A 14,646-nucleotide genomic window follows, 5' to 3' on the forward strand; every position below is an offset into this window, starting at 1 on the left:
TTCGCGCTCTTTTCAGTTGGATCAGGCAAGTTGCATGAGACGTTTTGTCGTGCATCAATTCCACTACCGGCGCATCAATTCTGATGGTACCCATGGGGCGTGGAGAAGACGAACCTGGACATCACCGAACAGCGCATAAAGGCGATGACGACTGCCGGACTGAATCTCATCGGTCAGGCGCTTTCGATTTATGACAGCAACCTGAAACTGGTGCTGAGCAATCGTCGGTTCAAGGAAATGTTCGACCTGCCGGACGAGCTGGTCGAACGCGGAGCTTTGTTTCGGGATACCATCCATTTTCTCGCCAGCCGTGGCGAATACGGTGACGAAGAAAGTGTGGAAGAAATGGTGAACCTGCGCGTCGAGCAGGCTTTGGCTTTCGAGCCTCATTACATGGAGCGCGTAAGGCCCAACGGGCAGGTTATCTCGATTGAAGGCGCGCCGTTGCCACAGGGTGGATGGGTTGCGGTCTACACTGACATTACCGGCACCCGGCGAGCAGAAAACCTGCTGCGGGCGCGATCAGAAGAATTGTCGGAACAATTGCTCGGCCACGCCGAAGAACTGTCTGCAACCAACCGAAAGCTTGCGGCCACGATCAAGGCATTGGAAGAGGCCAAACGCGAGCTGACCGAAATCGAAGCCCGCACACGCATGATGACCGAAATGATGCCGGCTCATATCGCGCATTTGGATCGCACTGGTCGATATGACTACTCCAACCGCCGTTTGAGCGCGGTCCTGCCCGGACGTCCGTCGGAGATTCTTGGGCTTCACATATCCGAAGCGCTTGGTGCCGCCGCGTATCGGCGGGTCAAAACGCATCTGGCAAAAGCCTATGACGGAGAAACCTCCGTATTCGAGTTCAACGAGGATCAGGATTCCCGCCGCATCCGCGTTTCATTCACGCCGGATGACGCCGGTGGCGTCTATGTAATGTCGGTTGATATCACCGAAGAAACGCAGGCGCGCGTCGTTTTGCAGCAAACGCGCCGCCGAGCTATGGCCGCCCAGATGACCAGTGGATTGGCTCATGACTTCTCCAACTTGCTGACGATCATCCTTGGGATGCAGTCCAAACTGAACAAAATGGACCTGTCGGATGAAGCACATGAGCTGGTTGCCGCGACACAGCAAACGGCGCGTCGGGGTGGGCAATTGCTGAACCGGATTGCGGACATGACCGGGAACCGAACGCCACATCCTCAGGCCACGGACATGAAGGCGCTGCTGGAAGACCTGAGAATATTGGCCTCGCCTTCCTTGCCGCGCGGCGTCGGTTTGTCGGTGGTCAACACTTTGCCCGACCGGGCTTTGATGCTGGACCCGGGAATGGTGCAGGATGCGTTGCTGAACCTGGTGCTGAATGCGCGGGATGCCTGCGGCAGTTCGGGCCAGATTACAATCAGCGCGCATACCATCGGAGAAATCTGGGTTGAAATCACCGTATCGGACACCGGCCCGGGCTTTACACCTGAGGCGCTGGAAAAGGCGCTGAACCCGTTCTTTACCACCAAGGGAAGCGACGGGTCGGGGCTTGGACTGCCCATGGTGTATGACACTGTCAAGCTAGCCGGGGGCGATCTGAACCTCAAGAACACGCCATCGGGCGCATCCGTCGTTTTGCGGTTGCCCTATCGGCCAGCTCCGCCCGTGCAAGGCGGTTTGGTGCTTCTGGTCGAAGACAGCGAAGATTTGCGGGGGCAGTTTCGGGATATGCTGGTAGAGCTGGGCTTCGCCGTCATCGAGGCCAATTCGGTAGATGAGGCGCTGGCGTTGATAGACAGCGTTGAAGACATTTCTCTTGTCCTGTCCGATATCCGTCTCGAAGGAAGTGGTACAGGTCTGGATATTTTGCGGCAGGTGAAGCCGGGATTGCCATGTATCCTTATGACATCGCTGCCCAGTTCGGACCCGTTGTACCAGCGCGCCCTTGCGTTGGCCCCGGTGTTGCGTAAACCGTTTTCGCAGGCTCAATTGTCAGCCCTGATCCAAACCGAGGCCGCCTGATGACGCAACCGCTGGTTACCATCCTCGACGACGAACCCGAAATCCGACGCATCCTGACGGACGCTTTGGAGGATGCCGGTTTCCGTACGCAGAGTTTTTCCCGCGCGCGAGAATTCGAGGCTGCGCTCAACCGTGTGACGCCCGATGTCTGTCTGGTCGACCTGTCATTGCCGGATACGGATGGGCTGGCGTTGGTTCATCGTCTGGCGTTGGAACAAGGCGCGGCCGTGATCATCATTTCGGGGCGCGCGCAGGTGCAGGACCGTGTTACGGGGCTGGAACTTGGGGCAGACGATTATATTACAAAACCGTTTGACCCTGCGGAAGTCGTGGCGCGGATCAGGGCAAGATTAAGAACACCCCGCACTCAGACCTCTCATTCGGATACGGCGGAATTCAACGGCTGGACCGCACATTTTGACCGATACGTGCTTGAAAGTGAATCAGGTGACGAAACGCCGTTCAGCCATGCAGAGGGGGAAGTCCTGCGGCTGTTTCTGGAAAGCCCCAAGCGGCTGATCAGCAGGGGACAAATGCAGGAGTCCCTGGGCGGCGCAGCCGGAGACAGTTTTGACAGGGCGATGGATGTTCGGATTTCCAGGTTGCGTACCAAGCTGGGAGAGGATCCCAAGAACCCGCGGTTGATCAAGACGATCTATGGAGCAGGGTATATATTCTTGGGTGATGTTGGTTGGAAGTAGATGCAGATCCGACCGGTAGAAACTTGGTCAGATGAGTTGTTTTCCATGTCTGTTTGAACCGCCCCGGTTTTCCCGGAGGCTGCTGACACCGTGATATCCATATTGGAACCCGCTCGTCTGTCCCCAATTGCCCCATCGCTCATTCGCGCAATGCCTGATCCTTTATTTTAACAACCGGTTGCAGAACATAATCCAGCACTGATTTCCGGCCAGACAGAATGTCCACTTCGGCGATCATTCCAGGTATGATTTCGACTGCTATGCCATTCCCGTCAAGCATGGTGCTTTTGGTTCGGATTTCGACCACAAAGACCTCTTCGTCATTCCGCTCTGATCGTGTGACCGTGTCTGCACCGATGCGGATGATTTCACCATCCAACGCCCCGTATCGTGCGAAATCATAAGCCGTGATTTTGACCTTCACAGGCTGACCCGCGTGCAGAAACGCAATGTCCTCAGGCTTTACATAGGCTTCAACCAGCAATGTGTCGTCCAGCGGCACGATTTCAACAAGGTCCTCTCCACTGCGGGCGAGACCGCCGATGGTTGAGCGATGAATCCGGTTTACAATGCCGCGTACCGGAGACCGAACCTGCGCCCTTGACGCCCGGTCGCGCAAAGCGGGCAGGGCGGGTTGCAAAGCAGCCAGCTCGGCAGTGGCAAGCGCCAGGTCCGTCAGCGCGGCGCTGCGAAACCGGCTTCGCACCGCCTGAATCCGATCGTCGATTTCGTCCAGGCCCGTTTGCAATCTGTTGGTTACAGCTTCTGCCCGCACCTTGCGACCGCGCCATTCGGCTTCACTCCGCCGCAACGCAAGCAATGTTGTTGCAGGCTCCATTTGACGCTCGACCAGCGGCGCCATGATCGCCCTTTCTTCGGCCAGGACCAACAGGGTTTCCTCTGCCGTCACTTGATCGACCAGGCCTTCCTCAAACTCTCGCTGTTTTTGCTGACGCTGACGCTCCAGGATGGCTATTTCTGCCTCCAATTCGGCCCGCCGTCCTTGGTACAGCGCGGTTTCAGATTGCACGACGGTAGGCGCGCCGTTGATCAGTTGAACATCGAAATCCAGTTGTGTCCCATCAATTTCAGACCGAAGACGTTGGATGCGCGCCATCAGCCCGAACGCGCGTTGCTGTTCCTGACTGAGCTGACTGTCAATTTGGGTTGTTTCAAGCTCCATCAGCAGTGAACCTTTTTCGACCAGCTGGCCTTCGCGCACGTGCAACGACTGCAATACGCCGGGCTCGGTGGCTTCGATCAGCTGAATGTCGCCGGAAGGCACGATCCGGCCGTCCACGCGCGTGACATCGTCCAGTTCGGTCAGATGCGCCCACAATACGGCGGCGATCAGGCAGAGCAGAATCACCAAAAGCAGCAAGGAACTCCGAACAGGAGAGCGTCCCTGCATCTCTCGTGCCAGAGAGGCCAGATCAGGATGCTGCGACATTCAGGTGCCTCCCTGTCCGACGAACATGTTGCGTCAGCATGCTTTTGGGGCCGTCTGCCGCGATTTTCCCGTGTTCAAGGATGATGACTCTGTCAACAAGCTCCAACAGGCTGGTTCTGTGTGTAATGACAACCATGGTGGACTCTGCCGTGCATTCTTTCAGACGTTGGATAACCTGGGCTTCGGTTTTGACATCCATCGCGCTTGTTGGTTCATCCAGCAGGAGAACCGGCGGACGGCCTATGAGCGCCCTTGCCAGGGCAATGGCTTGCCGCTGTCCGCCAGAGAGGCCTTCGCCGCGTTCCGCGAGTTGAAGATCGTAACCCCCGGGATGGTTGGCTAAGAAATCCTCAACCCCGGCGGCGCGGCCTGCTTCGATCAGTTCGCGATCTTTGGGCCGGATTGCGCCACTTGCGATATTGTCTCGGACAGATCCGGAAAAGAGCCATATGTCTTGCAGGACGGATCCGATATTGCGGCGCAGATCGCCAGGATCGATCTGGCGTATATCAAGGCCGTCGAACGTAACAGATCCAACACGCGGCGCATACAATCCCAGCATCAGACGTGCGATGGTGCTTTTCCCGCAGCCAATCTGACCCAGGATCGCCACTTTTTCACCCGGTTTGATCGTGAATGAAACGCCTTGCAGGGTATCTTCCCCCTGGTCAGGGTAGGAAAAATACACGTTGTTGAAGGCGATCGCTCCTTTGAAATGGGGCCGGTTCACCCATGTTCGGCCTTGTGGGCGTTCGCTTTCCGCCATCATCAGCGCGTTGAGGTTTCGGTATGCACTTCGGGCTTGGTTAAGCCTTGTCAACGTCTGAGCCAGTTGCCCCAAAGGTGCCAGGGCCCGCCCTGTCAGCATCACCGAGGCAACCAAAGCGCCCATGCTGGTCTGCCCGTCTGTGATCAGAAAAACACCATAAAATACGATCAACACCTGAGCAGCTTGTTGCGTAAAACCGGTCAGGTTGAGGGCAAATTGTGTAACGGCCCGACTCTGAGCACCGTGCGAGGATTGCCGTTCTATCGCCTGCTCCCAACGGGAACGCATTTGCCGGCCAGCGGCCGTTGTCTTTAGGGTTTCCAGGCCCGAGACAGCTTCGACGAGGACCGATTGTTTGGATTGCCCGTCAGACAGGCTCTTTTCTGCCATGCGGGACAGAAGCGGCTGTACGGCCAAACCTGTCAGCAGAACCACAGGTACGGCCAGAGCCGGGACCAATGCCAGTTGTCCGCCGACCAGGTAAATGACAAATACGAACAACCCGATGAACGGCAGATCCACGACGGCAACAAGCGTTGCGGACGTGAAGAACTCGCGCAGGGTCTCGAATTCACGGATGGTACTGGTCATGGCGCCGGTGGAACCCGAGCGCGACTTCATCTGGATATTCAGAACGTGGTCGAAAATTCGCTGTCCCATCAGCAAGTCGGCTTTTTGCCCGGCCTTGTCGATGAACGCGGCCCGCAGCAGTTTCAGCGCGAAGTCAAAAAGAAGCGCCAGAGCCACGCCTGCCGTCAAGGCAATGAGCGATTCGGTTGCCTCATTGGGCAACACACGGTCATAGACGACCATAATGAAAATTGACGTCGACAAGCCAAGTAGGTTTGCCAGCGCCGCAGCAAGAGCAACCTGTACGTAAGTCCATCGATTGGCGGACAGTGCCGCGCGAAACCAATGACCTCGGTAAGCTGTGTGGCCGGCGTCCAGCTCATCTGTATGATTTCGCCGAAACAAGACAGCGAAACCGGTGTAGGATTTGGCCAGCCGTTCTTCTGAAACTTCGCCGATTCCTTCGCCAAGTTCCGGGTCATAGACCAGCAAGGCACCGTTTTTTGTGCGGCCATGGTACACAACAGCCTTGTTTTCGGTCATCAGCAACAAGGCCGGAGCCAATGCTTCGTCAAAACTCGTGATGCGCCGCTCGCCATAGCCCGCCTGTAGACCTGTGTTTTCCGCCACCGAGATGATGTCACGAACAGTCAGATCCCCGTCTGAACCGGTCTGCGATGCCTGGATCGTTGCAAGGGTCAGAGGGCGTTCAAGCGTCGCGGCAATGTTCAAAAGGCAGGCTTCGTAGCATGTCAAGCGAGCGCGGTCTTGCATTGATTCCAACGTGCTCATTTCACCTCGTTCCAATTGCCAAGCGAAATTCCGAGCAGGTCCAGAATGTCTCCGGTAAGGCTCAGAGCCGCGTAGTTGGTCAGAAAATAACTCTGTTCGGCCAGAATCAGGCGTTCTTGCGCTTTTACGTAATCGCGTTGAGCGTCCAGGATTTCGATCAGGCTGCGACGCCCAATCGAGAACTGTGCGCGGGACGCAGTAACGCTGTCGGCATTGGCACTTGCCGCAATACGGGCCGCGCGCAGCCGTTCCGCGCCTGCTTTTTGATCGGATCGAATAAAGCCCAGCTCCCGCATGATTTCGCGAACCAATTGCTCTCTCGCGAATTCTGCTTCTTTCACTTTGGCTTCTGCTGCTGCGATGGCGGCGCGGCGTTGGCCGGTGCTGTCCAGCTCGTAGTTGAAAGAAAGATCGACGCCAAAATTTGCATCCCGAGTGTCATCCTGGTTGGCAAATGCGGCGACCCGAACATTCGGTTTCCGCCGTGCCTGAGCTGCCGACCACTCCGCTTTGGCTGCCAGCAAGCCAGCATCCGCCCTGCGGATCTGAGGGCTGTTCATCACGATCTGGGCATCACTTCTATTCAGCAGTGGGGCCGGTACAGGAGGGGGCAATGAGCCGGGAAAAGTCCCGAACACTTCTCGAAACCGCGCTTCGGCCCGATCAGTTCGTGCTCGTGCGTCAGCAAGTCTTGTACGTGCATCCGCCATTCTGGATTGTGCGGTCAGAACATCTGCATTTGAACCGGCGCCACCCGCTGTGCGGTCCGAAATCTGACGCACCAGTTCTTCATGAACCGAGACATTGTCAGCCGCGATGCGGAGTAACTTTCTTTGATCAATGACAAGCACATAGGTCTCGATGGCGGCCAGCGCCGTGGCCGATGCCGTCTGAATCTGATCGCCCCGTGTTTCCAGAACACGAGCCCGGGCTGCCGTCAGATCCCCCGAGGCAGCCCCACCGTCATAAACCAATTGTGAAATTCTCAGATAGGGTGAAACATCTGCAATGTCCGATTCGACCCGTTCGGACCGTGCATTTATTCCCAACGAAATCTGCGGAAGAAAGGCGCCTTCCGCTGCATCTTGATTGGCTGATGCGATATCCATCCTGGTATTGCTTTGCGCCAATGTCGGGCTTGTCTCTACCGCCTGGCGCACGCGTTGCCCGAATGCACTACTGCTGAGCTTTAACGATGGCTTTACTGCCCCGGCACCGGTGGTCCCGGGTGCAAAAGACACTGCCACTAGAGTCAAATCAGGAGGGGGCGTGCAGGCGGACAACGGTATTGCGAGCAGAGCGAACGCAACCCAGGACAAAACTGCTTTACAGGAACGCATGATGACCCTCCTGCCTGCAATGGTCCATGGCTTCTTCTTTCTGTTGCGCCGCAACCAACGCGTCCAAGAACCCTGAAACACCGGTGGTCTGTTGTGTCAGAGAAGTATCAGCTTCCCGATGCGCGCGGGCATGTGCGTGTGTCAGCCAGATACTGTGGGTCAGCGAAATCTGATGAGCGTGAATCAGTCGCAACCCCCCATTCGAAGTAAGCAGTGACAAGTGCGCGCGGGGAATTTTCTCCAGGGCGTTCTGCGTGACGCCAAAATGCCCGCTTGGAAACTCAACTCCCTGAAAAGTGGTCAGTGAACCAAACAATCCCATGTCAGCAAGAACACGACACAGATGCGTTGTGTGTTTCATCGACTCTTTCAGGGCGCGAAAGAAAGCTGCGACTTTTTTCAGTTCCGGCGCAAGTTGACCTGATTTGTCGAAGAATACCTCGTCTTCCGGATTGTCAGTGATAAGCCCCGCCGTTTCGTCGACAAGCAATTCGTCACGGCCGTTACCATCCGGTTCAGTCAGTCGTGGCCGGAACGGAGCACAGCGCAAGACGCATGGCACATAAGTCGCGAGCCATTTGCCATGTGCTGACACAAATGGCGTAGGCTGGTCCGGTTGCACGGACAATACAGCCACTGGATAAAACCCGTGTTCAGATTTCCGAAAAGTGATTGGAAATGTGGCGGCGGCCTGAAGAATTTCTAGTTCGACCACAGGGCAATCTGCCATAGTCCGTGCGAAATCGAACGAGGTGAACCGCCTCCAGAACCGATGACCATGTCGTCCAAGACTGACCTGAGTTAAGCCATTCTGTGCCATAACCGCCTCATGATGTTGAATTACGTCTGTATGTGCGCCGGTCTGGATCAGGCCGTTGCCCCGGTCGGGTCGGTGTGCAGGATGTTATCTGCGGTCAGGCCGCTCAGATCGCTCAGGTCTTGGAACGTGGCCACGGTTTCAACGCTGGCATCGTTCGCCGCCTGGAAATCTACCTTGACCAGAACACTGTCTGTTCCGTCGGTTGCCATCAAGTAAAGCTCATCGCCCGCCATGACTCCGGCAAGACTCTCGACAGCGGCTTCGATTGTGCTGAGGTTGAGGTCGGTGAGTACCGTGCTGAGGCCGACAAATCCGGTGTTCGTGCCCAACGTGTCTCCGGTGGAAAGCAATTCGAATCCGGTGCCATCACCGCGAAACGTATTGGTGTCCAGCCCGTGGAACATCAGTGCGTCGGTTACATCCGCAGCCGGGCCAATCGTAAAGCCAGTCACACTGTCTGTACCATTGCTGGCCGGGTCGGCCTCGAAGACGACGATGTCTCGCCCTGCTGCAGAAACATCAATGGTATCGTCGCCGTCACCGCCGCGCGTGATGGTGTCCGTATTCGCAGCGGTGAGCGTGTCATCACCATTGGTGCCAAACTGCACTGTCGTCGGCCCGCCATCAGACGTTTTGATTGTCAGCTCAATAGGCTGGCTGGAGTCCTGGATCGTCATCGTGAAGGTGACAAGCGGCTGAGAAAGATCTGTAAAGGTTGTCGCGGCGCCGGCAAAATTCATCGCGCCCCCGGCGCCCGGGCTGGCCAAGAACAAATCGAAGGCGTTGTTTCCCGAAACCGACGCCGTGTTGAATGTGACAACCGAAGGGTCAAATCCAAGCTCTGCCGTCAAAGCCAGACCGCCAGAGATATCGCGGTCGGCTTCGGCATAGATTGCGAATGTTACAGTAGATCCCGAGCGCCCAACTTCAGAGATCACATAGGCGGCGGGTTCGTGCGCAACGGCCTGCTCGGAAACCGGCAGCGGATCTGGTCCACCCGCAACTGTCGCCTGCGCGGAAAAGACAAGGTCATCACCTGCCTCCACTGCCGAAAAGTTGGACGCCGCGACAGCCAGCGACCAGGATCCGTCTGCGGCCACCGTTGCAGATCCGACCGAACTGCCGTTTAACGTGACATCCACCGACTGGCCGATTGACAATCCGGTCGATGACCCGCCGAGAGTAATTCCGGAAGCTTTGGCATCGGCAAGACCAATCGAATTGTTGACCCCGACATCGTTCAACGTCAACAGGGGGCGAAAATCTGTGGAAAGTGAGCTGTTCGCCGCGGCCGAGCTGTTTCCGGCCAGATCGTCAACAGTGGCGGAAATGGTATAGCTCGTTCCGTCAGAGAGCATTCCAAGATCACTTGCTGGAACGGTAACTGCCCACGAACCATTTGATGCAACGCCTGTATAGATTTGCCCGCCGAATGTGACCGAAACGGTCTGGCCATCTTCAGCCGTGGTCGTGCCTGAGATTGCAAGATCCACGCCCCTCTCGGTCACGTCCAACACGGTACCCACAGGCAGACTGTTTATGGATATTGAAGGTGCTGTGAAGTCAGTGGCAAAGCTTGTCGTGGTTTGATTGTTGTTTCCCGCCGCGTCCGAGATCGACGCATTGATATTGTAAGTCTCGTTGTCTTGCAGGGCAGACAAATCTGTCACGGTTGCCGTATAGGTCCAAGTGCCCCCGGTTACCGTTGCCGTTCCGGTGACGTCCGTAGTGCCGTCAGCGCGCGTGATTTCGACGGTAACAACGGTTCCGTCCGGCGCATCGGAAGTTCCTGACACCGTCAGGTCGGTTCCTTGTTCAGCGGCGTTCATGACGGCCCCGTCGGATACGGTTGAAATTCCGATCGTCGGTGGCGTGAAATCGGTGGTAAAGCTGTTGTTCGCTTGCAGAGCCGGATTCCCGGCAGCGTCCGAGACATCCGCAGTTACGGTGACGGTCGACGCGTCAGATAGACCTGCCAGATCCGAAGCAGGTACAGTTACGCTCCAATTGCCGCCGGAAACCGTTGCGCTATAGGACTGCCCGTTTAGACTGACGGTTACGATTTGCCCGTCTTCAGCTGTCGTACTGCCCGAGATGGAAAGATCCGTGGCCCGCTCGGCTGCATTCATGACAGCTCCGTCCGAGAAACTGTCGATGCTGAGCGTCGGCGCGGTCACATCCTTGGAAAGTGTCACTGCGGCCTGCGGTGCCGTCACGCCACTGGCGTCGTCGACATCTGCGGTAACAGAGAAGTTGCCTCCATCCGACAAGGACGCCAGATCCCCAGCTGGCACAGTCACGTTCCAGGCCCCGCCGGATACTGTTCCGGAATATGTTTGACCATCGAGGGTTACGGTAACTTGCTGACCATCCTCAACATTTGACGTCAGCCCGCTGATGGTCAAGTCGGATCCGGCTTCGGTTGCGTTCAGTACGGAACCAACAGGAAGCGGTGTTATCGAAATGGAAGGACCGGTCAGGTCTACGGGAACCGATACTAGAAGCGGCACTGCCGGATTGCCCGACACGTCCTCGACGGCTACCAGAACAGATGCAGGTACTCCGGTGGAAAGACTGCTCAGATCGGAATTGGGGATCGTTACACTCCAGCTTCCGCCAGAAGCGGTGCCTGTATGCACTTGTCCGTTGAACGTGACGATGATGGTCTGACCATCCTCTGCCGTGGTGGAACCGGTCAAGGCCAGGTCGCCGGCTACGTCGATCAGTTCTATCGAGCCGCCAGCCACGGGATCCAGATAAACAGTTGGTGCAGTGAAATCAGTATCGAAGCTCCCGCTCGCCTGTGGTGCTGAATTTCCCGCCGCGTCGGCAACATCCGCCGTAACGGCAATCGTCGCGCCATCAGGAAGGGCTGAGAGGTCTGCCGCCGGAACGGTGACGCTCCATTGTCCATTGGATACCGTTCCCGAATAGTTTTGCCCGTTCATTGAGACGGTAACGGTCTGCCCGTCTTCTGCATCGGTTGTTCCGGTGACCGTCAGATCCGTTGCCTGTTCGATCGAATTCAAAACAGCGCCATCGGAAAACCCGGTGATCGACAGGGTAGGGGGAATTGAATCAATATCGAACTTGACGGATTCGCTTGACAGTTCCGTGCCTGAATCGTCCAGATGTCTGACTGTCACCGTAGAGACGCCTTGCGGAAGCGCATTTGCTTCGGCCGCAGTGAGAGAAACGCTCCAGCTGCCGTCACCGTTGGGTGTTACGGTTTTGACCAGCGAACCTATCGTGACCTCGACTGTCGATGTTCCGTCTGGTGCGGCGGCATTGGTAATGGCGCTGTTCAATGCCGTTGCCTGAAGTTCAGCCAGGTTCAGGCTGGTATAGCTCGGTTCCGGTTGGGGTTGGGGTCCAGGCGCGACAGGTTCCGGGGAATCGCCGCCGCCGCCGCCACCTCCGCCCGCGGCGGCAGCTGCACCAGCCAGCCCGAGACCGCCCAGTGCAGCCCCGGCGCCGCTGATTCCGCCAGCTGCTACGCCGGCTTCAGCTGCGCTGAACTGGGCGATTTCAGCAACCGCCTCTTCTGCGATCATGATTGCGCCGCTGTCCAGGACCTGTACGTTTTCCGCCGCCACGATCATCGTCCGACCGTCAGCCATTTTCAGAAGAACATCGCCGTTTTTCAGCAACTTGGCGGATCGCACACCCGGAATAGTCTCTGCGAACTGGAAGGCGTAAAGCTCTTCGATGGTTGCTTGTGACAAGGCAGGCAAGGCCATCAACGTGGACATGAGGCTGCCAGCCGCGCCTCGACCCGCCCAACGACCAAGTTTACCATTGATCCATTGTTGAACTTGAGATTTGCGATCTCCGTCCGTCGAGTCAGCCGCCGGACGATTGTTGGCCTCAGGTGCTTTGGTCATCTTGCCCTCGCATATGGTGTCCGCGATCATCGCAACAGGAAAGGATGTGCTGTTTGGCGTTTTGCTCATCTGTCTTTCCCATTTGTTGCCGTAGCGATCGGACCTGAAAAAATTGAGTTAAACTGAAACCGAACTTCTCGTTTTCACCACAATTCTGCTTCGGTTTCGGTCTGCTCATCTGGTCATCTTGCCGTAACTGCCAGGGGTGGCGCGGGAGGTGATGGCTGTGATGCTTCAGTTCGAAAGTGTAGTGGCAACGGGGAGCACGGCGCTCGATTCAGGTATCGGCGATACGGCTTTAAAAACGCTTAACGGGAATACGTATCTCTACACGGTGACCGGCCCGGGTGGCGGCGTCGCGGTCTGGCGGCTGGTCGACGGTGCCCCGCCGCAGCTGGTTGATACCGAGTATTACAGCGGTTCGATCACCTTCCAGGTGGGGCGCAGTGCCACGTCGATAACGCTGGCGGGAACCGAGCAGATTGCGCTCGACATCAACACTGCCACGGGCCTGGTCGGGTATGACGTGACCGCGGACGGAACGATCGGTAACCTGAAGGAAACGGGTGTGCTCAACGGAGGCGGAGATATCTCGGCCATCGTACAGTTTTCACTTGGGTCTTCGGATGTCCTTGCGATGGCGCATGAGGATACAGGCAATATCGGAACCTACCATGTGAACGCGAACGGGACGCTCAGTCTTGCGGGTTTGATTGCCGGCACAGCGGATGCCATGCAGACGTTGCGGTCGGGTGCGGATACTTTTCTGATCTCAAGTGACGCGGCAACAAACTCTGTCTCGACATATCGCATCGATTCCGGCACCGGCACGTTAACCGAGATCAACAATGATTCGGCGCTCGGAACCCTTGGTGTTTCTACTCCAACGGATGTCGAGACCGTAGAGGCATACGGTAAATCCTGGGTCGTGGTGGCGGGGTCCGGCAGCAACTCTCTCAGTGTTCTTCAATTGAACAGCGATGGAAGTTTGAAGGCGACGGACCATGTGCTTGATACGCTTCATGCGCGGTTTGAATCGGTTCAGGATCTGGAGGTCATAGACGTGAACGGTCGGGTCTTTGTGGTTGCAGGCGGGGGCGATGATGGCCTGTCTCTGTTCACTCTGACACCCGAAGGTCAACTGGTTCATATGGACAGTTTCGCGGATACGGTGGCGAGCGGCTTACAGAATGTCGAATCGATCAGCGTTGCGCATGTGGGCGACGAGCTGCAAATTCTCGTGACGTCACAACAGGATGCCGGGGTGAACGTCCTGACGGTCCCGGTCGATGATCTGGGTGTGGTGCGCAAGGGGTTCGGTACCGTGAACGGGAGCGCGTCGGACGATATCCTCAGCGGCGGTATTCTGGACACGACCCTTCTGGGGGACGCCGGAGACGACATTCTCATCGCGGGGAAGGGTGCGACGACGATGTCGGGTGGTGCAGGGGCCGACATCTTCGTGATGCAGTCCGGTAGTGGTCTGACCACAATAACCGATTTTCAGGCAGGCGTGGATCGTCTGGATATGTTCGACTACCCGCTGTTGCGGTCGCCTCAGCAACTGACCTTTACCAGCACGGCAAACGGGGCTCAGATCGAATATCGTGGCGAGGTCGTGCAGGTCCAATCCGCCTCGGGCGGCGCTTTGACAAGCACGGATATCTTTGGCGCAGGCTTCGCCGGACCGGATCACATCCCGGTAGATTTCGGGGACCTGGGCGGGCAGACACCGGGCAGCTCTGGTGGATTGGTCGGGCAGATTACGGTGGACAGCGAGGCTGCGAATCCGGGGCTGACGGATGCGGAAATCCGGTTCACGCCGGACGGCGGGGGCACGGTATCCGCCACCGCAGATGATCAGGGGCGGTTCGATCTGGAATTGCCCGATGGCACCTTTCCCGGAGCGCTGGACATCACCAAACACTATTCCACGGCAAGCGGAAAGATTGACGCGCTGGACGCCTTGCAAGTGTTGCGCATCTCGGTTGGTCTCGACCCGACATGGGGTCCCGCGACCGCGGAAAACCTGATAGCCGCAGACGTCAACACAGATGGCACTGTAAACGCCCTGGATGCGCTTGCAATTTTGCAAGTCGCCGTTGGGCAGCCCACGGCCCATGGCCCTGAATGGGTATTTCTGGATGAGAACGCGGACCTTTCAGGGATTACCAAGGACAATGTAACCTATCAGACGGGTGTCGACGTCGTGGCGGTGGATGGGGTCATCAACGTGGACATGACCTCCATCCTGTTGGGAAATCTCGAAGCGGCCTGAGCGCCGAAAGATATCTCGGCCAAAGCAGGCTT

At 57.1% G+C, this 14,646-nt stretch carries 8 protein-coding genes; 3 read left to right on the forward strand and 5 right to left on the reverse strand.

Annotation, left to right across the window (positions count from 1 at the left end):
• The first annotated feature begins 144 nt into the window (after positions 1–144).
• Entirely contained in the window at positions 145–2,010 is a 1,866-nt protein-coding gene (locus GS612_RS13310) for a PAS-domain containing protein (RefSeq protein ID WP_371419767.1), read from the forward strand.
• The gene (locus GS612_RS13315) at positions 2,010–2,711 is read left to right on the forward strand and encodes a response regulator transcription factor (protein ID WP_152460491.1); all 702 of its coding nucleotides are present in this window, start codon (positions 2,010–2,012) and stop codon (positions 2,709–2,711) included. The genes GS612_RS13310 and GS612_RS13315 overlap by 1 nt, the downstream gene beginning before the upstream one ends.
• 139 nt (positions 2,712–2,850) lie before the next feature.
• Here the strand turns inward: GS612_RS13315 and GS612_RS13320 are convergent, their stop codons facing one another.
• Genes GS612_RS13320 through GS612_RS13340 form a run of 5 tightly spaced genes read right to left on the reverse strand, consistent with a single transcriptional unit; the run spans position 2,851 to position 12,405 of the window.
• Entirely contained in the window at positions 2,851–4,161 is a 1,311-nt protein-coding gene (locus GS612_RS13320; protein WP_171640945.1) for an HlyD family type I secretion periplasmic adaptor subunit, read from the reverse strand.
• Positions 4,145–6,292 carry a type I secretion system permease/ATPase gene (locus GS612_RS13325; protein ID WP_253286171.1) on the reverse strand — a complete coding sequence of 716 codons (2,148 nt, stop codon included), beginning with the start codon at positions 6,290–6,292 and terminating at the stop codon, positions 4,145–4,147. The genes GS612_RS13320 and GS612_RS13325 overlap by 17 nt, the downstream gene beginning before the upstream one ends.
• Positions 6,289–7,632, reverse strand: a complete 1,344-nt coding sequence (locus tag GS612_RS13330) for a TolC family protein (protein ID WP_256367766.1) — start codon at positions 7,630–7,632, stop codon at positions 6,289–6,291. The genes GS612_RS13325 and GS612_RS13330 overlap by 4 nt, the downstream gene beginning before the upstream one ends.
• Positions 7,619–8,452: a SapC family protein gene (locus tag GS612_RS13335; RefSeq protein WP_171229447.1), complete on the reverse strand. Its 834-nt coding sequence runs from the start codon at positions 8,450–8,452 to the stop codon at positions 7,619–7,621. Before GS612_RS13335 ends, GS612_RS13330 begins: the two co-directional genes overlap by 14 nt.
• Before the next feature lie 47 nt (positions 8,453–8,499).
• Positions 8,500–12,405 (reverse strand): Ig-like domain-containing protein, encoded by a 3,906-nt coding sequence (locus GS612_RS13340; RefSeq protein WP_253286173.1) that lies wholly within the window; start codon positions 12,403–12,405, stop codon positions 8,500–8,502.
• A gap of 160 nt (positions 12,406–12,565) precedes the next feature.
• Here GS612_RS13340 and GS612_RS13345 point away from each other — a divergent pair, with 160 nt between their 5' ends.
• Positions 12,566–14,614: a dockerin type I domain-containing protein gene (locus tag GS612_RS13345; RefSeq protein WP_253286174.1), complete on the forward strand. Its 2,049-nt coding sequence runs from the start codon at positions 12,566–12,568 to the stop codon at positions 14,612–14,614.
• Positions 14,615–14,646 lie beyond the last annotated feature (32 nt).

Origin of the sequence: Ruegeria sp. HKCCD6157 (genome assembly GCF_013110685.1) — a bacterium.
Classification (GTDB): Bacteria; Pseudomonadota; Alphaproteobacteria; order Rhodobacterales; family Rhodobacteraceae; genus Ruegeria.

Bases quoted from the DNA above. Each gene is read 5' to 3' on its own strand.
- GS612_RS13325 (WP_253286171.1), bottom strand. From the start codon at position 6,292: ATGAGCACGTTGGAATCAATGCAAGACCGCGCTCGCTTGACATGCTAC.
- GS612_RS13340 (WP_253286173.1), bottom strand. From the start codon at position 12,405: ATGAGCAAAACGCCAAACAGCACATCCTTTCCTGTTGCGATGATCGCG.
- GS612_RS13310 (WP_371419767.1), top strand. From the start codon at position 145: ATGACGACTGCCGGACTGAATCTCATCGGTCAGGCGCTTTCGATTTAT.
- GS612_RS13330 (WP_256367766.1), bottom strand. From the start codon at position 7,632: ATGCGTTCCTGTAAAGCAGTTTTGTCCTGGGTTGCGTTCGCTCTGCTC.
- GS612_RS13345 (WP_253286174.1), top strand. From the start codon at position 12,566: ATGCTTCAGTTCGAAAGTGTAGTGGCAACGGGGAGCACGGCGCTCGAT.
- GS612_RS13335 (WP_171229447.1), bottom strand. From the start codon at position 8,452: ATGGCACAGAATGGCTTAACTCAGGTCAGTCTTGGACGACATGGTCAT.
- GS612_RS13320 (WP_171640945.1), bottom strand. From the start codon at position 4,161: ATGTCGCAGCATCCTGATCTGGCCTCTCTGGCACGAGAGATGCAGGGA.
- GS612_RS13315 (WP_152460491.1), top strand. From the start codon at position 2,010: ATGACGCAACCGCTGGTTACCATCCTCGACGACGAACCCGAAATCCGA.